This is a genomic window from Acinetobacter sp. TUM15064, from assembly GCF_008980265.1.
Classification (GTDB): Bacteria; Pseudomonadota; Gammaproteobacteria; order Pseudomonadales; family Moraxellaceae; genus Acinetobacter.
In genome coordinates this window covers 1-21,069 of the sequence record NZ_BKFU01000057.1, presented here as the reverse complement: position 1 = coordinate 21,069, position 21,069 = coordinate 1, and the positions used below count along the sequence as shown (strand labels likewise).

General features: G+C 42.0%; 15 protein-coding genes, 3 tRNA genes and 1 pseudogene. 10 read left to right on the top strand and 9 right to left on the bottom strand.

The annotated features are described in order from the left end of the window. Positions 1-484 precede the first annotated feature (484 nt). The 7 genes from dmpG to GBI16_RS14440 form a co-directional block, all read right to left on the bottom strand. Complete coding sequence (gene dmpG / locus GBI16_RS14470) at positions 485-1,504, bottom strand: 4-hydroxy-2-oxovalerate aldolase (protein WP_068909697.1); 1,020 nt, start codon at positions 1,502-1,504, stop codon at positions 485-487. A 10-nt stretch (positions 1,505-1,514) separates the two neighbouring features. After that, positions 1,515-2,411, bottom strand: a complete 897-nt coding sequence (locus GBI16_RS14465; protein WP_151707316.1) for an acetaldehyde dehydrogenase (acetylating) — start codon at positions 2,409-2,411, stop codon at positions 1,515-1,517. 25 nt (positions 2,412-2,436) lie between these two features. Continuing rightward, positions 2,437-3,234, bottom strand: a complete 798-nt coding sequence (locus GBI16_RS14460) for a 2-keto-4-pentenoate hydratase (protein WP_086209623.1) — start codon at positions 3,232-3,234, stop codon at positions 2,437-2,439. 422 nt (positions 3,235-3,656) lie between these two features. Then, on the bottom strand, positions 3,657-4,262 hold the full coding sequence (locus GBI16_RS14455) for a glutathione S-transferase family protein (protein WP_086209624.1): 606 nt from the start codon (positions 4,260-4,262) through the stop codon (positions 3,657-3,659). Between the two features lie 49 nt (positions 4,263-4,311). Beyond that, positions 4,312-5,025, bottom strand: coding sequence for a YafY family protein (locus GBI16_RS14450; protein ID WP_151707315.1), 714 nt, complete (start codon positions 5,023-5,025; stop codon positions 4,312-4,314). 73 nt (positions 5,026-5,098) lie between these two features. Next, a complete protein-coding gene (locus tag GBI16_RS14445; RefSeq protein WP_086209626.1) occupies positions 5,099-5,767 on the bottom strand; it encodes an HAD-IA family hydrolase in 669 nt (222 codons plus the stop codon). A gap of 270 nt (positions 5,768-6,037) precedes the next feature. Beyond that, positions 6,038-6,976, bottom strand: a complete 939-nt coding sequence (locus tag GBI16_RS14440) for an RluA family pseudouridine synthase (protein ID WP_086209627.1) — start codon at positions 6,974-6,976, stop codon at positions 6,038-6,040. 757 nt (positions 6,977-7,733) lie between these two features. Here GBI16_RS14440 and GBI16_RS14435 point away from each other — a divergent pair. From GBI16_RS14435 to GBI16_RS14415, 5 genes are all read left to right on the top strand, one after another. Next, positions 7,734-11,186 carry an Rne/Rng family ribonuclease gene (locus GBI16_RS14435; protein WP_151707314.1) on the top strand — a complete coding sequence of 1,151 codons (3,453 nt, stop codon included), beginning with the start codon at positions 7,734-7,736 and terminating at the stop codon, positions 11,184-11,186. Positions 11,187-11,356: 170 nt separating this feature from the next. Beyond that, a complete protein-coding gene (locus GBI16_RS14430; protein ID WP_086209629.1) occupies positions 11,357-13,198 on the top strand; it encodes a long-chain-acyl-CoA synthetase in 1,842 nt (613 codons plus the stop codon). Between the two features lie 130 nt (positions 13,199-13,328). Then, a tRNA-Lys gene (locus GBI16_RS14425) sits at positions 13,329-13,404 on the top strand. Between the two features lie 19 nt (positions 13,405-13,423). Next, a tRNA-Lys gene (locus tag GBI16_RS14420) sits at positions 13,424-13,499 on the top strand. A 99-nt stretch (positions 13,500-13,598) separates the two neighbouring features. Then, positions 13,599-13,674, top strand: a tRNA-Lys gene (locus GBI16_RS14415). 145 nt (positions 13,675-13,819) lie between these two features. On the opposite strand, the gene GBI16_RS14410 is transcribed toward GBI16_RS14415, so the two are convergent. Next, positions 13,820-14,470: a hypothetical protein gene (locus GBI16_RS14410; protein ID WP_086209630.1), complete on the bottom strand. Its 651-nt coding sequence runs from the start codon at positions 14,468-14,470 to the stop codon at positions 13,820-13,822. A gap of 273 nt (positions 14,471-14,743) precedes the next feature. Between GBI16_RS14410 and GBI16_RS14405 the strand changes: the two genes are divergently transcribed. Next, a complete protein-coding gene (locus GBI16_RS14405; protein WP_086209631.1) occupies positions 14,744-15,019 on the top strand; it encodes a PspC domain-containing protein in 276 nt (91 codons plus the stop codon). 94 nt (positions 15,020-15,113) lie between these two features. On the opposite strand, the gene GBI16_RS14400 is transcribed toward GBI16_RS14405, so the two are convergent. After that, entirely contained in the window at positions 15,114-16,214 is a 1,101-nt protein-coding gene (locus GBI16_RS14400; RefSeq protein WP_086209808.1) for an HPP family protein, read from the bottom strand. A 375-nt stretch (positions 16,215-16,589) separates the two neighbouring features. Here GBI16_RS14400 and GBI16_RS14395 point away from each other — a divergent pair, with 375 nt between their 5' ends. The 4 genes and pseudogenes from GBI16_RS14395 to GBI16_RS14380 form a co-directional block, all read left to right on the top strand. Continuing rightward, a complete protein-coding gene (locus tag GBI16_RS14395) occupies positions 16,590-17,075 on the top strand; it encodes a hypothetical protein (RefSeq protein WP_086209632.1) in 486 nt (161 codons plus the stop codon). Between the two features lie 97 nt (positions 17,076-17,172). After that, positions 17,173-18,162 carry a glycine--tRNA ligase subunit alpha gene (glyQ, locus tag GBI16_RS14390; RefSeq protein ID WP_086209633.1) on the top strand — a complete coding sequence of 330 codons (990 nt, stop codon included), beginning with the start codon at positions 17,173-17,175 and terminating at the stop codon, positions 18,160-18,162. Beyond that, positions 18,162-20,231 (top strand): glycine--tRNA ligase subunit beta, encoded by a 2,070-nt coding sequence (glyS, locus tag GBI16_RS14385; protein WP_151707313.1) that lies wholly within the window; start codon positions 18,162-18,164, stop codon positions 20,229-20,231. Before glyQ ends, glyS begins: the two co-directional genes overlap by 1 nt. A gap of 67 nt (positions 20,232-20,298) precedes the next feature. After that, positions 20,299-21,069 (top strand): annotated as a pseudogene (locus tag GBI16_RS14380) (hypothetical protein); the annotation flags it as partial.

The window sequence follows — 21,069 nt, the reverse complement described above, 5'->3', positions numbered from 1 at the left end:
ACGGATGAATATATCTCAGAAATCACTCAACGTTTGAATCATCGCCCAAGAAAAAGACTCAGCTTTAAAAGTCCGAGTCAGGTATTATGGCAACAACATGGTGTTGCACTTCAAATGCTAATCTAAGAAACAAAAAAGCGCTCCGAAGGACTAATACTAATCAGTTAAGGAGTTTCATCGTAAACTCCTTAATCTTTTGGGCTATTCACAGCGGAGTCTTACCGTTTTTAAATCGAATTTTTGGAGCTCGTTTTGTTCTTTTGTTTCGCCAAAAGAACCAAAAACATTTGTCATCCGCAAAACCTGTTCACTTTCTACATTTAAATAATTTTGTTGCAAAAACAGTCTACTTCAAAGGCCAGATAGGTTGCGGATGACGCTTCCACGTATCCAATAATATCGCAAGTTTTAAAAAGAAAATGCCCGTCAATTTCTTAATTGACGGGCATTCCTATTTAGATGTTTTTACTCATTCAAGATCAGATTAAACCAAAGCAGCCTTCGCTTTCGACATGGTCAAAGCCAAATCTTCAATCATGTCTTCCTGACCACCGACCGTACCACGACGGCCTAATTCCAATAAAATCTCACGCGCTGACACACCATATTTGGCTTCTGCACGCTTTGCAAAGAGTAAGAACGATGAATACACCCCTGCATAACCCAAAGTCGCCGCATCACGGTCCGCTCGAATTGGGTTCAACATCATTGGAATCACCAAATCCTCTGCCACATCCTGTACTTTAAACAGATCCACGCCTGTTTCTAAGCCCATACGGTTAGCGACCGCAATAAACAATTCCAATGGTGTATTGCCCGCGCCAGCACCTAAACCCGCAGACGCCAAGTCGACACGAATTGCACCTGCATCAACCGCAGCAACCGTATTTGCCACCCCCATACCCAAGTTATGATGCCCATGGAAACCCAGTTCAATACTGCTGTCCAATTCTTGACGCAGTAAACCGACACGGTCTGTGACATCTTGTGGCAGCATATAACCTGCTGAATCAGTCACATAAATACAGTTCGCGCCATAAGACACCATCTTTTTCGCTTCTTCAAGCAGTTGAGCAGGCGATGCCATGTGTGCCAACATCAAGAAACCCACAGTATCCATACCCAGCTGACGTGCCGCAGTAATATGCTGCTCTGAACAATCGGCTTCGGTACAGTGGGTTGCTACACGAATGGTAGAAACACCAATTTCATGCGCCATTTTTAAATGATCGACTGTACCAATGCCGGGTAACAGCAAGGCTGACACTTTGGCATTTTTCATACGCGGAACAACAGCAGATAAGTATTCTTCATCCGTTGCCGCAGCGAAACCGTAGTTCACTGATGAACCGCCTAAGCCATCGCCATGCGTCACTTCAATCAGCGGTACACCTGCATCATCCAATGCAGTGGAAATTGCAATCATTTGCTCAACAGTGGTTTGATGGCGCTGTGGATGCATACCATCACGCAAAGTCATATCATGCACAATAATCTTAGACATGGGTTGCTCCTTATACTTCAGCCATAGCCAATAAACGTTCCGCAAACATTTCCGCAGTGCGCGCAGCTGCCGCAGTCATAATGTCCAAATTCCCTGCGTACTTTGGCAAGAAATCACCCAAGCCTTCTACTTCAAGGAATATCGAAACGCGGTTGCCATCAAATACTGGACCATTCACCAGTTTATAACCGGGTACATATTTCTGAACTTCAGTAATCATGGCCTGAACAGATGCCGTAATGGCCACTTGATCAGGTTCACCTTCAACTAAACAATGCACCGTATCGCGCATCATGAGTGGTGGCTCGGCTGGGTTGATAATGATGATGGCTTTACCTTGTTTTGCACTGCCGACTTTCTCAATCGCGCCAGCCGTGGTACGGGTAAATTCATCAATGTTTTTACGTGTACCCGGGCCAACCGACTTGGTCGAAACGGTCGCAATAATTTCCCCATAACTCACCGCTTGTACGCGAGAAATGGCAGCCACCATAGGAATGGTCGCTTGTCCACCACAGGTCACCATGTTCACATTCGGCAACTCACCTGCATCCAAGAGTTCTTGAAGGTTGACAGGTGGCACACAAAACGGACCAATCGCAGCAGGTGTCAGGTCAATCATCTGCACACCTAATTCGTTCAACTTACGGCTATTTTCCGCATGCACATAAGCCGAGGTCGCATCAAAGGCAATTTGAATTTCATCCGCAACTACATGTGGCAGTAATCCGTCTACACCTTCTGCTGTGGTTTTTAGACCCATATTCGCTGCGCGGGTTAAACCTTCTGAACTTGGGTCAATCCCGACCATCCATACTGGCTCAAGGAATTCGCTACGCTGCAACTTATACAATAAATCTGTTCCGATATTTCCCGGACCGATTAATGCACATTTAATCTTTTTCATGCATCTACTCTCTCAAAAATCCAATTTATTCCGCAGCAAACGCAGCGACTACTGAACCAAAGCCTTCAATTTCAACTTTAAATTCATCCCCTGCTTGGGCAATCACCATTGGCCCCAAAGCACCCGTTAAAATAATGTCACCAGCCAGCAATGGACGACCACGACGTACCATCTCATCGGCAAGCCAAACCGCAGCATTTAAAGGATTGGCTAAACAGGCTTTACCAATGCCTTGCGAAACTACCTCATCGCCACGGGTCATGGTCATTTTGCAGTTGACTAAGTCAAGCTGATCCAATTTCACGGGGCGTGAACCCAAAACAAATGCCGCAGAAGACGCATTGTCTGCCACGGTATCAATCAATGAAATTTTCCAGTTCTCAATGCGACTATCCACCACTTCAATTGCAGGCAAGGCATAGGCTGTGGCACTAATAATGTCTGCATAGCTATGTTTTTCTTGAGTTAAGTCTTTGTTAATCACTAACGCGATTTCTGCTTCTACTTTAGGCTGAATCAATAAACCTGCAGGAATGGCTTCACCATCGCCATAAGCCATATCGGCAAACAGCATGCCGAAATCGGGCTGATCAACCCCTAGTTGCGCCTGCACGACTTTAGAGGTCAAACCAATTTTACGTCCTACCAAGCGACGCCCTTCTTGTAAGGCACGTTGGGTATTCACTTCCTGAACCGCATACGCAATATCGACATCTGCCTGTTCCGCACCTAATTGCGGACGTATAGGTGCAATCGCAGTTTTTGATAATTCGGCATTGCGTAAAGCCTGCGCAACAGATTCAACAACAGCAGAATTCGACATCTAGCTTTCCTTAAACTGCAAAATAGAGACAAAATACTGTTTTATCGAGCAAGGGAAAGACAGAGATGTTCAAAATGAAGCGAGCATATACTTGAAGAAGAACCTGATGGCTTATCCCTAAGACCACTCAAAACGAGTATGTTTTAGACCACTCAAGCATCGGAAAATTGCGGGTTTTACGCCAATACTTATTTTATTTTTTACAATAGTTAGAACCTATAAATCTTTTCTATTTTAGCCATCAAAATAAACAGCATAGAAAAATCAAAACGGAAAACGACAAAATCACCCATAATTTCACTATGTATATTTCAATCAAATTTTTTCATCTACGACTAAAAAACGATACGTGAGAAACCTATTTGAAGAAATCTATAATTAGAAAAACCTCTTATCAAAGAGGTTTTTCTAGTTAAATGATTTTATGCTGCAAATAAAGCAGGATTGTTCTTGAAACTTTCACGTTGTTGAATAGCCAATACATAGCGCTCAATTGCTGGATGTGGCTTTAATAAATTCATTTTTAATTGCCACATGATCATTGCTCCTAAACTGATATCGGCTGCCGTAAACTGCGAACCGCATAGATACGGGCTGGCTTGCTCCAAGCCTTGAATCAACGCTTGATACGTATCCTGATAATCGCCATACCCCATAAACATCTTCTGTTCTGGCGAAACTAGTACTTTTAAATGTTGATTGTCGGAGGCTGCTGCAAACGGGCCTGCACCAAAAAACAACCAACGATAATATAAACCTCTTTTCGGATCATCCAGTGCGGGAGCCAAACCTTTTTCAGAAAATTGATCTGCTAGATATGCACAAATGGCATCCAACTCGTAAATCACCACATCACCATCTACCAAAACAGGCACTTTACCAAAAGGGTTGAGTTTTAAAAATTCGGCTGATTTCATTTCTGCGCCATAGGCAACTTCTATACGCTCGAGCTCAATCCCCAAATCAAGAATAAGCCAGTCCACCACAACGCCACGAGATTGCGTATTGGTATATAAAGTTAAAGCCATTGTTCTATCCTCTGTGTTTATTGTTTTTTTAGAATAGAACTGAGTTGTGTCAGTTTTTGTCAGCAGTGTTTGCCGATTGTCCTGAATTTGAAAATTCTTTTTGACACCATTGTTCAAATAAATGGCGTTTAAATTGGGGATAAATTTGCTCTGTGAATATGAGTGTTTGAATCCGATCTAAACGAAAGTTTCTAAAGTCTTCTCGCAATTCACACCATGCAGCCAACAACATTTTGTCGTTAAAATACCCCAATGCAAAAGGCCATAATTGCCTATGCGAAATCTGTTTATGCTCATCAACATAATCAATCTGAATTTTAGTCTGTAAGCGAATTGCAACACGAACTTGTTCCACAATGGTTTGATCAACCTCAATCCATGAATGAATTGATTTTAGATAAGTATCATTTAAAAATTCTTGTTTTCTTTGTGGCAATACTGCTTTTAATTTACTTAATACTGAATGTGAAGCCTGCTGTAATGCATGATCAGGGATGGATTTAGCCCATTGTAATGCCAGATACATCGCTTCAATTTCTGACTCATCTAAACTCATTGGCGACAGGAGAAAGTTTTCTTTCAATTGAAATCCTAAACCTGCACTTCCCTCAATATTGACCCCTTGATCACGTAAACTTTCGATATCCCGATACACACTTCGCACACTGATTTGCAAGTGCTCAGCCAAACATTGGGCTGTAACAGGATAACGCTGTTCCCGCAGATGCTGTAACAAATGAAGTAATCGAATAGAACGACTCATAGCGTATTTCTTGTTCTTCAAAATTAAGTTTAGGCATATATCCTTATACGCCTTGAAAAATGGTCAACTTTGCTTACGCCACATCGAAAGCCTTCAACTGCTGTCTTAAAAAATGATCCAAACTGGCTACATCATCTACAATCGTCAAAGGCTGATATTGTCTTAAGGTTTCAGGTGTATGCACACCATAGCTCACCCCAATTCTCGGCATAGCAATATTACGTGCCATCTCCAAGTCATAACTGGTATCACCGACCATAATCGCGCGTTCAGCGGACACACCCGTTTCAGTTAAGATTTCTTCTAACATCAAAGGATGTGGTTTGGACTTGGTTTCACTGGCAGCACGGGTTGCCACAAATAACGATTGACTCTGAGTCTGTGCCAACACTCGGTCTAAGCCTTTACGGCTTTTACCCGTTGCCACCGCCAACAATAACCCCGCTTCACGTAAGCCATTCAGCATGTCTGCAACACCATCAAACCAGACATCAGTTTTTGAGTTCGCTACATAATGTTCTGCATAGCATTGCAAAATTTCAGTATGTAACTCAGGCACTTGAGGGAATAAACGCTGTGCAACCTCTGGCAAGCCTAAACCGATAATGCTTTTGGCATCTTCACGGGTGAGCGGTTGTGAAAATTGCTGTGCTGCAAATTGTAAACTCGCCACAATCTGCCCCACTGAATCAAATAATGTGCCATCCCAATCAAAGATAATCAGTTCTACAGGTTTATTCATGCTGGGGTTCCAATATTTACTTTTATGAAAACAATTTACACAATGCATTTGCTAACGATGGCAACAGAAGTGTCGCCGTTGAGCTGATTTGCACTTCGCTTTACCACAGTATTTAAAGCGTGTTCAGGATGTTCTATCAGCTCAACAAAAGACTGTTGCTACTTTTCATCTTTGAAAATTAAAGATGACCAATACAACATCATTTTAAATTAATCACAACCAACAAAAGCCATGTCTTTACCAATGCTCCTACAATGAAGTGGAAAAGGCTTAATCCTTCTTCTGTGCTCTTAACTGCGCCACAATACTCTGCATATCTTCAGGCAACGGCGCTTCAATCGTCTCATAACCAGGGATGTCTAAACGCATCGCATGTAAACATAAACGACGTGGTTTCGGTCCCTTGTATTCTGTTTCATGACCATATTTATCATCCCCAACCAATGGATGACCGATACTTAAACCATGCACACGAATTTGATGGGTACGCCCTGAAAGTGGCGAGGCATAGACTAAGGTTGCATGCATAAAGCGCTCAGCCACATTCCACTGCGTCTTAGACTCTTTACCTTCACTCGATACACGTACACGACGCTCGCCATTAGACAACTCATAGCGGTGCAAAGGCGCATCAATTAACTGCTTGTCTAAACTCACCACACCTTTGACGACAGCGGCGTAAGTTTTCTTAATTTTGTGTTCACGTAGCATGTCCTGTAAGCTTTTTAATACACTACGCTTTTTAGAAATCATCACCAAACCTGAGGTATCACGGTCAATACGATGAATCAGTTCTAAATATTTTTTACCTGTTGCCGCACGTAAGCCTTCAATCAGACCATAGGCCACACCACTGCCGCCATGTACAGCAATTCCGGATGGCTTATTGACGACCATCAAGCCTTCATCTTCATACACCACACGGCTCAGCAAACTCTGTGCGACTTTGTCAGAAACAGGCGCCGCATTTTCATCTTTTTGTTCATAGCGAATCGGGGCCACACGAATTTGGTCCCCAATCGACAGTTTAGTTTCTGCTTTTATACGCTTTTTATTGACCCGAACCTGACCTTCACGAATCAGACGATAAATACGACTTTTAGGCACACCTTTTAAACGGCTAAATAAAAAATTATCAATCCGTTGCCCTGCTTGATGCTCGTCCACTTCAAACCACGTCACGTTTTGCCATTGTTGGGTAGAATTCATACAGTTACTGCGACCTAAAAAATACGGAATTTGGATAAAAAATGACCACTTAGGCTATGCTTTACACAAGAAAGACTAGCTTAGCCCATAGGCAGATGGTACAAGGTTTGATATAGTCAGCGCACGGATACCACCATAAGTGAGTTAAAAGCTTAATCATTTCAATTTTAAATTGGATAATTAAGAAAAACTCAACTCAGCTTGGAACGGTCCCAAAAGAATTATGCCGACGCCGAAGGCTTATTATATCGGCAAAACTGCAAACTGTTAGGTTTAATTGTGCATCTGCACATAAATCAGTTTGCCCCAAAAAAATATGTGACCAACCTCAAGTTGGTTTTTAAACGTAAACTGATACACATCAGATTAGTCGCTCCCTGATCTCGTATTCAGGCCACAGCGTTGATGCATATGGATCTGTACAGTTGTAAAGATACGATGATAATTCCGTATCAAGACACCCTATCCAAAAAGAAGGGTTGCTCTTCGAGCAAATGTGACAGTGAAAGTTACTTACATCCAATGCACCGCTTGTCCGCCAGTGAAACGCGCAGGAGACTTTAATCGTTTAAAGATTGAAGCCGTATTGCCATCATCAATATGTGAATCAAAACCGAAGCCGATCAAAAAGGCAGGTAATAAAACTCAGACCACAATCGGTTTATTTGAGATCTGAGCAAAATTGGTCCGTGATGTTTGATGTTCGCTACGTGTTTTAGCGATAATTTGTTGTGTATCACTATTAGGTGTTACACCCATGAAACGTATGTTGATTAATGCAACACATGCCGAAGAAATTCGCGTTGCACTTGTCACTGGGCAGCGTCTTTACGATTTTGACTTAGAGAATCGTACCCGTGAACAAAAAAAATCTAATATCTATAAAGGTCACGTGACTCGCGTTGAACCTTCTTTAGAAGCTGTGTTTGTCGAATATGGTGCAGGACGTCAAGGCTTCTTGTCTATGCGCGAAATCGCAAACTCATATTATCAAGCAGACCCACGCCAAACTTCAAACATTCGCGAATTGATTACTGAAGGCACAGAGCTTTTGGTTCAAGTTGAGAAAGAAGAACGTGGCAACAAAGGGGCTGCCCTTTCTACCTTCATCTCTTTAGCGGGTCGCTATTTGGTACTCATGCCAAACAATCCAAAAGGTGGTGGTATTAGTCGTCAAATTTCAGGTTCTGTGCGTGACGAACTGAAAGAAATGTTGGCTTCACTCAATGTTCCACGTGGTATGAGCGTAATTGTTCGTACCGCAGGGATTGGGCGTTCTCAAGAAGAACTACAGCTTGACCTACAACACTTACTCGATCTTTGGGCACAAATCCAAAACACAGCAAGTTCTGGTCCATCACCAATGTTGGTTCATCAGGAAGCGGGCGTGGTGACACGTGCGATTCGTGATTATTTACGTGATGATGTTGCTGAAATCTTAATTGACTCAGAACAAGCCTATAACGAAGCGTATAACTTCGTGAAAGCAGTGATGCCTCGTCAAATCGACAAGTTAAAAACCTATACCTTGAATGAACCGTTATTTGCTCATTTTGGTATCGAAAGCCAAATTCAAACAGCTTATGAACGTGAAGTGAAGTTGCCTTCTGGTGGTTCAATCGTGATTGACCAAACAGAAGCTTTGGTTTCTATTGATATTAACTCTGCAAAATCAACCCGTGGTAGTGACGTTGAAGATACAGCGCTCAATACCAATCTTGAAGCAGCAGAAGAAATTGCACGTCAACTGCGTTTACGCGACATTGGTGGTTTAGTTGTCATCGACTTTATCGACATGACCAAAGACCGCAACCAACGTATGGTTGAGGCGAAACTTCGCGAAGCAACACAAAGCGACCGTGCCCGTATCCAATTCGGTCAATTGTCTCGTTTTGGCTTGATGGAAATGAGCCGTCAACGTCTACGCCCTTCGCTTGAAGAAGCAACAGGTTATGTCTGCCCGCGCTGTCATGGCACAGGTATGGTTCGTGATCTACGTTCACTTTCACTTTCGATCATGCGTAAAGTCGAAGAAATTGCACTACGTGAACGTCATGGCGAAGTTCAAGTTGAAGTGCCTGTTGAAATTGCAGCCTTCTTATTGAATGAAAAGCGTCACACTCTAGTTTACCTAGAGCAAACCTCTGGTGTTCGTGTGACCGTGCTTCCACACCCACACTTAGAAACACCACATTACGAAATTTCGTATAACCCTGAAGGCTTTGCACCAACCAGTTATGAACGTACAGAAGCAACGCGTTCAAGCGAAAAAGAGTTGGGCTACGAGTCATCAGAATGGCATTTGGATGGTGCAGATCACGCACATCAACACGCCGCTCCAGCAGTGCCTGCACAACAAGAAAAAGGCAATAAAAAGCAACGTAATAATAACCCGCAACAAACAGCTCAACCTGCTCCAGCACCGTCTGTAGCATCAAGCAGCCCATGTGCTTGGTTAGAAAACTTGTTTGTACAAAAACAAGCTGCAACTGTTGATCAATCACGCTCTGCAAACAATGCTGCTGCGGCCATTGAACAAATGGTCAATGGTGGTGCGGTCAGTCGCGGCCAATTTGGTCAAGTTGCCGTCCCAACAGTAACAACACCAAGCAATAACGCGTACATGACTTCTGCTCCTGTACATGCAAAATCTGAACACCGTGAAGAGAAGCATGTCGAGAAAGAGGAACGCGGTACACGCCACAATAAAAAGCGTTCTAAACATAAAGAGCCACGCGAGCAAAATGCACAACATGAAAACCAAGTTCATGAAGAAATTGTGCAAGTGCCACGTCAAGAGCAACAACGTCAAGATCGTTATGAACAACGTTCTGAGCGTAACGAGCAACAACGCCAAGACCGTGACCGTCCTGAGCGTAGTGAACAGCAACGCCAAGAACCGCGTGAAAACAAGCGTTCATCACGTCGCCAACACGGTGAACAACAGCAAGGTAATGATGTTCAAAATGAACAACAAAATACAATGCCACGTCGTGACCGTCGCAACCAACCACGTCCAGAGCGTCCAAATCGCCACCGCGACCCAAGCGTCCTGAACGAGCAAGCGGTTGAAACAGCGCCAGTGGTCGCTCAAGAACCTCAACTCAAAGTTGAGCTGATTGAAGCACCTCGTCAAGAGATGATCACAACAGCACATGTGGTCAATGTCGATCAAGCGCAAAGTGAAATCGTGGCGTTAACACCAGCTCAAACGACAACTGAAACCAAGCCTCAGCAAACTGCTGTTGTGAAAGCAGAGGTTGATCTAAAAGCAGAGACGGTTGAACCAGCAAAAGCACCTGAGGTTGTAGAAGCTCCAGCTGAACACCACGCAGAGCAGAAACCACGTGAAAGCGTAAAACGTGCCAGCAATGATCCACGTCAACGCCGTCGCCAACAACGCGCTGCCCAGGCACAGCAAGCTGAAGCACCGAAACTCACACCTTCACAGGTACCAACGTTAGGACAGTACACCATCAGCAGCTTGATTCGTCATGTCTATGGTGAAGACTGTTCAGTGTTGATTGAGCAATTTGGCTTAATTCCAACCTTCAACCGTGCCCTTCAGAAATTTACTGAAGAGTATGCTGCAACGTTAAGCAAAACAGCTTCAACGCCTGCTGTAGAAGCTGAGAAAAAACCTGTCACACGTGATGTTGAAGTTGCCAAAGCACAACCTGAAGCAGAACCTGTTGCAGTCTTGGACTTAACACCACCAAAGCCTGAGTCAGAAAAGCGTGTTGCAAATGACCCTCGCGAGCGTCGTCGTTTAGCAAAACTTGCTGCTGAACAAGCCTTGGATCAAGTGAAACAAGCACGTGAAACTGCACCTGTTGCTGATGTGACCGCTCCTGAAGAAACTGTTGCAGTTGCGCAAGTGGAGGCACCTGAAGCTCAAGTCGAAGAAACTCCCGTAGTTGAAACGACTCAGGAAAGCCCTGTTGAAGCTGAGGCTCAATCTGAAAACACAGTTGTGACAGCAGTCGCTGAAACAGCTGAGGCCGAACCTAAAGCGCCAGTAGTTGAAGAAGCACCAGTTGTAGCACCAACTAAAGCGCCAAAAGCTGCGAAAATAACTGAAGATACAGCAGAGAAAGCTGAAACTTCAGCAGAAGCTGACGAATCAGATAAGTCTGATAAAGACAAGCCAGTTCGTCCGCGTCGTCCACGTGGGCGTCCACCGAAAAAGGCCAGTCCAACTGAGTCGTAATTCGCCTTAGAGCTGTAAATTTTAAAAACCTAGTCATGCCAGTGGCTAGGTTTTTTTGTTATTTTTGTCGGATTAGGTTGATTGCACTAGACTGAAAAGATTAAAAGAACAAGTGTATAAACTGAGCACTACTCAAACGCATTGGATTGCATAAAATAATTAGGATTCATATGAGCCAACACCCATCTCATGACCTCATTGGTATCACCGACGTTGCAGCAAAACTTCCCCAATTCATCAGTAAAGTCCCCAACTTACTCAGTGGATTAAAGCAAGCATATTTACGTACGCCGAACACCCCGACAGGACTGGGCATTGCTTTTGAAAAAGCAGTGAAACGTAATCCATTAGGTCTAGCTTTAGTTTTTGAAGATCAAAAATTTAGTTACCAAGCGCTGAATGAATGGGCAAATCAGATTGGACACTACTATTTATCTATTGGGGCAAAAAAAGGCGATGTCATCACTGTGATGATTGAAAACCGCCCTGAACTAGTGGCAACCGTAATTGCCCTAGCAAAAATTGGAGTGACCACTGCTCTTGTAAATACCTCGCAAGTCGGCAAAGTTTTGGCCCATAGCATTAATCTGGTGAACCCAATTGCCGTCATCGTAGGTGAGGAATGCCGTGCGGTGGTTGATGAAATCCGCCAAGATTTAAATGTTCCGACCGATCGCTTCTACTGGTTTGCCGACCAAGAAACACAAAAAGAAGCAGCTCATGCCCCAAAAGGTTTTAGTAACCTTGCTGAAAAAATTGATACCTTCGCCAAATTTAATACACCAACCACGAACAGTGTCATAGGTAAAGACGGCTTATTTTATATTTATACTTCGGGCACAACTGGCCTACCTAAAGCGGTTATTTTCACACATAGTCGCTGGACATTGGCTTATGGTACTTATGGTCACGTGCTTAACCTTGGCCCAGATGATGTCATGTATGTCACCTTGCCGCTGTATCATGCGACAGGCATTGTGGTGTGTTGGTGCGGTGTAATTGCAGGGGCTGGAACCTTGGCTTTGCGTCGTAAATATTCCACCTCTGCATTTTGGAAAGACGTACAAAAGTTTGATGCTTCAGCAATTGGCTATGTCGGTGAGCTGTGTCGCTACCTCATGGATGCACCGCCATCTGAGCTAGAAAAAGGCCATCGTGTTACTAAAATGATCGGTAATGGTATGCGCCCCAATATTTGGGATAAATTCAAGCAACGCTTTGGTATTGAAGAAATTTTAGAACTTTATGCCTCAAGCGAAGGTAATGTCGGCTTTAGCAATGTTTTTAACTTTGACAATACTGTCGGTTTCTCACCAACTCCTTATGCCATTATTCAGTTTGATAAAGAGAAAAATGCACCGATACATGATGATGAAGGCCACTGCATCAAAGTCAAAAAAGGGGAAGTAGGCTTACTGATTGGAAAAATTACCCGTCGCTCCCCTTTCGATGGCTATACTGACCCTGAAAAAAATAAATCGGTAATTTTAAAAGGCGTTTTCAAGTCTGGAGATGCCTATTTCAACACTGGTGACTTGGTCCGTGATATTGGCTTCCGCCATGCTCAATTTGTAGATCGCTTAGGTGATACTTTCCGCTGGAAAGGTGAAAATGTGTCTACAACTGAAGTAGAAAACATGGTTTGCGAATATGACAAAATTACAGAAGCAGTCGTCTACGGTGTTGAAATACCGAACACCAACGGTCGTGCGGGGATGGCTGCAATTACGCTAACAGACGGGGCTGAACTCAATACGCAAGACTTAGCGCAAATGTTTGCCACATTTAAAAAATGTCTTCCAGCTTATGCTGTACCCGTCTTTTTACGCATACAAAAACAGGTCGAAACGACAGGTACATTTAAATACCAAAAAAGTAAACTCAAAGAGCAGGCTTTTGACCCAGCCAAAACCAGCGAACGCTTATTGGTTTTACTTCCAAACAGCAGTGCATATACAGATATCACACAGGAAGTCTTTGATAATATTCAAGCCTACCAGTATCGGTTCTAAGTTCAAATTGTTTGTTTTTTAACTTGATAATCGCAAATTTGTTGTATTTATAATCAAACATCAACAAGTTTGCGATTTTTTACTTGCGCTAGATGCATATCTTGCTACAATACGCTCCATCAAATGATATGGGTCGTTAGCTCAGCTGGTAGAGCAGCGGACTTTTAATCCGTTGGTCCCGCGTTCGAATCGCGGACGACCCACCACTTCTTTGATACCCTTGATGGGTCGTTAGCTCAGCTGGTAGAGCAGCGGACTTTTAATCCGTTGGTCCCGCGTTCGAATCGCGGACGACCCACCATCTTTTTGTAAAATCTGGTTTTACAAACCTGCTCAGGTTCGAATGCTTTAAAATCCTTTTTTAAACTTTCAGCGAATATTTCTTCGTACACCTTGCTCAGGGTCGTTAGCTCAGCTGGTAGAGCAGCGGACTTTTAATCCGTTGGTCCCGCGTTCGAATCGCGGACGACCCACCATTTATCTAAATCCTTTCTTATAATTCTTCAATAGTGCTTCATATATTCAGCATTATCTTCAAAGAACAATCTCTCCTTTTACGATATATCTCAGTATCAACAAAGACTCTGCTTTAGCAAATAAATGACCATAGAATACAATATCTTAGTTATTTGGCTCACGTTTTAAAGTATATGCCCGCTCTAACTTTGGAAAACCACGTGCATACAACTTTTGGTTATTTTCATCTAAATTATTACTTTTATTCAAATCCATCTGTAGAGTCTGTGCATCAATCACTCGATAATAGAAATTCAGGCCTTCCTTACGATGCACAATCAGCTCGGTCCGTTCTTTGTCCATGGTCCACGTATCACGGCGATAATTTAAGTGTGTAAAACCTGGCCGTTGTTTTTCAGAAAAAACCTTCCCTAAACGAACAATACTGCGGTGTACAGTACCATCGGGCAAAAAATTCAGAATAAAATCAGCTTTCCCTGTTTCACATGGGAAAAAATAGCCATCACATTGAATTTGTGTACGATAACGGCCGATAAACTGCTGCTCACGAATGTCAAGCTTACGCGGTGCATAATCTGAGTCATCCTGCATGGTGGCGCGTCCAGCGACTTCCGTCAGCTTTTTACCGGAATGTTCATTCTTAGCAGGTGTATCTTTCATGCTGGTAGGCTCATGTTGCTGTGATGCCTCGGAATGCCCATTATCACAACCAAATAGCGATACACCAATAAGCCCCACCACGATTCCTCGTCGTAATATAGCCATTACCCCTTGATGTTCTGGTTTTAAGTTCATTCCACACTCACCACATCAACGTGATTTATTTCCATACAAATCATGAGTTTCTATTCCAACCATTCACTATACTTAACACTTAATTCGTTTTCATGGCTAAAGCTGAATACATAAGCGCGGGACATTTTAATCCGTATAAAACCCAAGCTTTTCGTAAGTTACATAACTTTACTTTTTAATTGCCTCCAGCACCTTTAAAAACGTATTTGTGTCACCATTTTTAAAGTATGAGTTCATCAAGTAACTCACATTTTATATTTTAAGGAGACCTAGATGGCCAATGTTGGTTTATATCGCTCTAACCGCTCAAACATGATTGCTGGTGTGATGGGTGGTATTGCTGAACGTTTTGGTTGGAACGCAAATTTACTTCGTATTGTTTTCATCACCATTTCACTATTGAGTGCCGCATTCCCTGGAATTTTGGTTTATCTCATCCTTTGGTTAGTGATGCCGAAACAAAAAGACTATATTGAGCACTCTCCACAGGCTCAAGCTGGTTATCACAATACAATGCGTACCGTTAACCCAGATCATCGCAACCCATAAACGCTGTCTTTCGTCTCAAAAAAGTTTCTTTTTATGCTACGACATCTTCCCCCAAAGTGTCGTAGCTTTTTTTTGCCTACAACATTCACACGACTTAGCGATGCTGCAATTGGCGGTATAAGGCTGCAATCATATCTGCTCGGCTAATAATACCAACCAAGACTTTGTTTTCAACCACAGGGATATAGTTAAAAGAACGCTCAACAAAGTAAGGAATTAAATCTTGCAGTGCTTGATCTGGCTGTACGGTCACCACTTGACGACTCATAATATGCTTCACCTGATCTTGCCAAGATGTACGTAAGTCTGTCGCCTTCTGGAACCACTCCACGACCTCATATAAAGCCAAGGTACCGCATAAATGTCCTGCACGATTCAACACTGGCAAACTCATTAAATTAATCTGTTTAAATTTATCTAGAGCAACCTGAATATCTTCATCATCGTATAAGCACAGTACATCCTTACTCATAATGTCCTGACAACGTAAGTCTATCTGAAAACGCGTATCCGCTTGAGCTTGGGCCTTTAAAATCAATTTTTGTAAATCATATTCACTAATGTCGAGTAACTGTGTTTCTTTCGCTAAAACGCGATGAATATCCTCGGGTTGGATCGTCACTTTCTGAGTTGGTGTTGGATCTTTGGAGCGCCGATTAAGCTGGGTCGCAACTTGCGGATATTGACGCCCAATTAAACGATTAAAGACAACTGCAATGCACAGCAATACCCCAGAATTAAGCAATACAGGATAAGCAATAAAATAATATCCTAACTGATGTACTACATCTCCCCCCAAAACAGCAGTGATTGCTACAGCACCACTTGGCGGATGTAATGAGTCTGTCGTCATCATTAAAAAAATAGATAATGCAACAGCAATACTAAATGCTTCCGTTAAATTGGGAATATAGAGTGCGCAACTGACCCCAATAATACCCGCAATAATATTGCCAACAACCATATTCCAAGGCTGAGCCAAAGGACTGGCAGGCACAGCAAAAAGCAGTACAGAAGATGCTCCCATCGGTGCGATATACCATGCATTAATTCCCCCCAACACCCACCAACTGATAAGCGAAGACAAGGCTAAACCCAATAATGCACCCAGACCACAGAGCATTCTTTCCTTTAGCGGTAACACTTTAAAATTCGGTTTTAAGGTATTTAACCATTCAAGTTGCATATGAAACACAGCCACCCTTCTATTTTTTCGCACTCAACTGGTGCAAAATTATACGTGGTCTCACCAATAAGATGCATCTATTTTACATCTTATTTTTATGAGTAATTCTGCTGAATTCTTTAGTGAACGTATTGCTGTAACTGCACAACCCGGTCAGCATCACTTCATTATAACAACACCGATAAATACCATTAGATTGAAATAATGAAAGTCAGCTTTGTCCTCAATATCATGTGTATTCTCATTGTTTCTCTTTTTGTATATTGATGCCTTATTTAGACTACTTTCAAGCATTGCAATAACACACCCTCATGTGCTATTTCATAACGTAATAGTTTGCTACTTTAAGTGCCAATCTAACTATAAAATCATAATCAGGCCAACATGAAATCCATTACTAAAAAGCTCTTTCAACCACTACAACAAACGAAAAAGGGAATAACAGCAAATTTATTCCTCGCCCCCATTGGTGGACTACCAGCTACTTGTATGGCTACATTGATTATTGCAATCATGAGTGGTCAGGTGACCAACGCCAAAATTTTGCTGTATCTATTTATGATGATTCTTCCTGCTTTTTTATTCTATTTATGTTTTTTCTATACCCCCTATCTTCTGCTCTTTTTAGTATTACAGCATTTTCATAAATTCAATCTCTTCAATATAGGGTTGGCAACGCTATTCGGCTTCCTCAGCTTTTATTACATTTCTTATCCCCATCGTTTTTTAGATGTATTTACCCTAACAGTGTTAGTCTTATTTTTCATTTTACCCACAGCTGTTTTTTTTGTTTTCCTCAGCTTAAAAAGCCATAAACAAATCATGGAGGAAAAAAGTAACCTTCGCCAAAAACCTAAAGATAATCACTAAAATTACTATTCTGTATTTTGCACAGAAACTTTGCCACTCCCACCTAAAATCCTTATACTTAGAACCAATTTTTTCTTATATTTATAATGGATGCTGCATGAGTCGCGCCATATCGCATATTGATACATTCCAAGGCTTAATTCTTGCCTTACAAAACTACTGGGCTGAACAAGGTTGTGTGATTTTACAACCTTACGATATGGAAATGGGTGCAGGGACATTCCACACTGCAACATTCTTACGCGCACTTGGGCCTGAAACTTGGAACGCAGCATACGTTCAACCCTCACGTCGCCCTAAAGATGGTCGTTATGGCGAAAACCCAAACCGTTTACAACACTATTACCAGTTCCAAGTAGTACTGAAACCCAACCCAGACAATATCCAGCAACTGTATCTAGACTCATTAAAAGCCATTGGTATTGATACCCTGACCCACGACATCCGTTTTGTCGAAGACAACTGGGAATCTCCAACGCTCGGTGCATGGGGCTTAGGTTGGGAAGTTTGGCTCAACGGTATGGAAGTGACTCAGTTTACCTACTTCCAACAAGTCGGTGGTGTTGAATGCTACCCAGTGACGGGTGAAATCACTTACGGTCTTGAACGTTTAGCAATGTACCTACAAGGTGTCGATTCCGTTTACGATCTGGTTTGGACCAAAGGTCAATTCGGTACTGTGACTTATGGCGATGTATTCCATCAAAATGAAGTTGAGCAATCGACCTATAACTTTGAATATGCCAACGTTGAAAAAATGTTTGAATTATTCGATTTCTATGAAGCAGAGGCAACTCGCTTAATGGAAGCTGAACTTCCACTTCCTGCCTATGAACAAGTGATTAAAGCGTCACACAGCTTTAACTTACTCGATGCACGCGGTGCGATTTCTGTAACTGAGCGTCAACGTTATATTTTACGTGTACGTACTTTGGCGCGCTCTATTGCGCAAAGTTATGTGGCGGCTCGTGCCAAACTTGGTTTCCCAATGGCAGAACCACATTTACGTGATGAAGTTTTAGCTCAATTGAAAGCTCAGGTTGAAGCGGAAGCGGCTCAAGCAGAAAAATCAGCGGAGAACAAATAATGTCTAAACATACCGTTTTATTTGAACTTGGCTGTGAAGAACTTCCCCCAAAAAGCTTAAAAACTTTACGTGATGCATTGCAAGCTGAAACCATCAAAGGCTTAAAAGATGCAGGCTTGGCTTTTGATTCTATCGAAGCCTATGCAGCACCGCGCCGTTTGGCATTGAAAATTATCAATGTCGATGCTGCGCAAGCAGATACGCAAAAACGCTTTGATGGTCCTGCTGTACAAGCAGCTTATGATGCCGAAGGTAAGCCAACCAAAGCACTTGAAGGCTTTATGCGTGGTCAAGGCATTACTGCGGATCAAGTTTCAACTTTCCAAGCAGGTAAAGTTGAAAAAGTTTGCTACTTAAAAGATGTCAAAGGCCAAAGTCTTGACGTTTTACTGCCACAAATTTTACAAACTGCACTGGATAATCTTCCAATTGCAAAACGTATGCGTTCTGCGGCAAGCCGTACTGAATTCGTTCGTCCTGTAAAATGGGTGGTATTACTAAAAGATAACGATGTGGTTGATGCAACAATTCAAGATCACAAAGCAGCGAATGTGACTTATGGTCATCGTTTCCATGCGCCTGAAGCGATTACTTTAGCCAATGCTGATGCTTACTTAGATGCACTTCGTGCGGCAAAAGTTGTGGCGAATTTTGAAGAGCGTCAAGCGATCATAGATCAACAAGTTAAAGCGCTTGCGGATGAAGTCAATGCGATTGCGATTGTGCCTGCGGACCTTCGTGACGAAGTAACGGCATTGGTTGAATGGCCTGTTGCGCTTCGTGCAAGCTTTGAAGAGCGTTTCCTTGCTGTGCCTCAAGAAGCGCTGATTACCACCATGCAAGACAATCAGAAGTATTTCTGTTTGGTGAATAGCGATAACAAATTACAGCCTTATTTCATCACCGTTTCAAATATTGAGTCTAAAGATCCGACTCAAATTATTGAAGGAAATGAGAAAGTTGTACGCCCTCGTTTGTCTGATGCTGAATTCTTCTTCTTACAAGACCAAAAGCAACCGCTTGCATCTCGTAAAGAAAAACTCGCCAATATGGTTTTCCAAGCACAGTTAGGTACGTTATGGAATAAATCTGAACGTATTGCTAAATTGGCTGTGGCTTTATCTGCTATCACAGGTGCAAGCCCTGCGGATGCTGAAAAAGCAGCACTTCTTGCAAAGTGTGATTTAACTTCTGAATTGGTGGGAGAATTCCCAGAGCTTCAAGGGATTGCGGGCACTTACTATGCACGTATTGAAGGCGAGAATGATGAAGTTGCTGAAGCTTTAGGTGAGCAATATTTACCTAAGTTTGCTGGTGATGTTTTACCACAAACTAAAACAGGTACTACGATTGCTCTTGCGGATCGTTTAGATACGCTGACAGGTATTTTCGGTATTGGTCAAGCACCTACAGGTTCGAAAGACCCATTTGCTTTACGTCGTTCTGCGATTGGTATTTTGCGTTTAGTGACTGAAAACAATCTTGATGTTTCAATTGAAGAATTGATCAAGCTTGCTTTAGCTGCCTATGGCGATGTATTGAAAGGCCACGATAAAACTTTAGCGGATGCTGTTGCGTTCCTTGAAGGCCGTTACCGTGCGAAATATGAAGACCAAGGCGTTGCTGTTGATGTGATTCAAGCGGTTCAAGCACTTTCTCCAAAATCACCACTTGATTTTGATAAGCGTGTGACTGCGGTGAACCATTTCCGTAGTTTGCCTGAAGCAGCTGCTTTGGCTGCTGCGAATAAGCGTGTTGCCAATATTTTAGCGAAAGAAGCCACACCGACTGGTGAAATTGTTGAATCTAAATTGATTGAAGATGCTGAAAAAGCACTTTGTGCAGAGATTCAAGCAATTCTGCCTGTGGTTCAACCGCTTTTGGCTGCGAAAGACTACACAGAAGCACTTTCTAAATTAGCTGCACTTCGTGCGCCAATTGATGCTTTCTTTGATGGCGTTATGGTGATGGCAGATGATAGCGACTTGAAAGCAAACCGTTTACGTTTACTGGCTCAGTTACGTAACTTGTTTACCAGTGTTGCAGATATTTCGGTGTTGCAGCACTAAGCTGAATGATTGAAATAAAATTTAAACCCTGCTAGAAATAGCGGGGTTTTACTTATTTAGATCAAACATGAAAATAGAAAAACGAAAACTTACATATTTTATTAATGGTACAAAATTTATTGATTTGGATTGTCTAGTCTATGCAGTACAGCAAAAACTTTTTAACAGCTCATCCTATCAATATTTATTAAAATCACATAAAAAGAAAGGAGATAAAGCTAATCTTATTTCTCTAAAGGTTTTTCAAGAGATTTTAAGAAAACACTCTAAGAAACAACCATGCTGGTGTTTATCAGGTTTAAATTTTATTGATTGTCATTTCAATAAAGAAAAAAAAGTAAAAATGACACATAATGAAATTTATAACTTAATAAAGAGTAATTTTTCATATCGCGGATGCCTCCATAAAAATGTTTCCAATTGCTCAGATTTAATTATCAAGGCTCATTCCATTTCCAAAAAAGGCTCGTTAGAATACATTAGCGTCGATCAACATGTGTATGGTATGAAATTTGACTTTAATGGATTTAATTTTTCAAAAATAGGTATAAGAAACGCTTCAACATTTACTGGTTTTTGCAAAAAACATGATGAAATTCTATTCTCTTCATTTGAAAAAAATGATTTTCAAAAAACTTCTAAACAGCTATTTGATCTTTCTTACCGCGCTATTTGCATTGAATATCATTCAATGCAATCCATAGTAAATCTACTAACTTTATTAAAAAAGAATATTGATAATTCACTAGATACTCAAACACAAATAAGTCGTCAAATTGGCATTAACAGCCAAATATTTTTTTATGAACTCGGAATAAAATATAGCAACTACTATAAA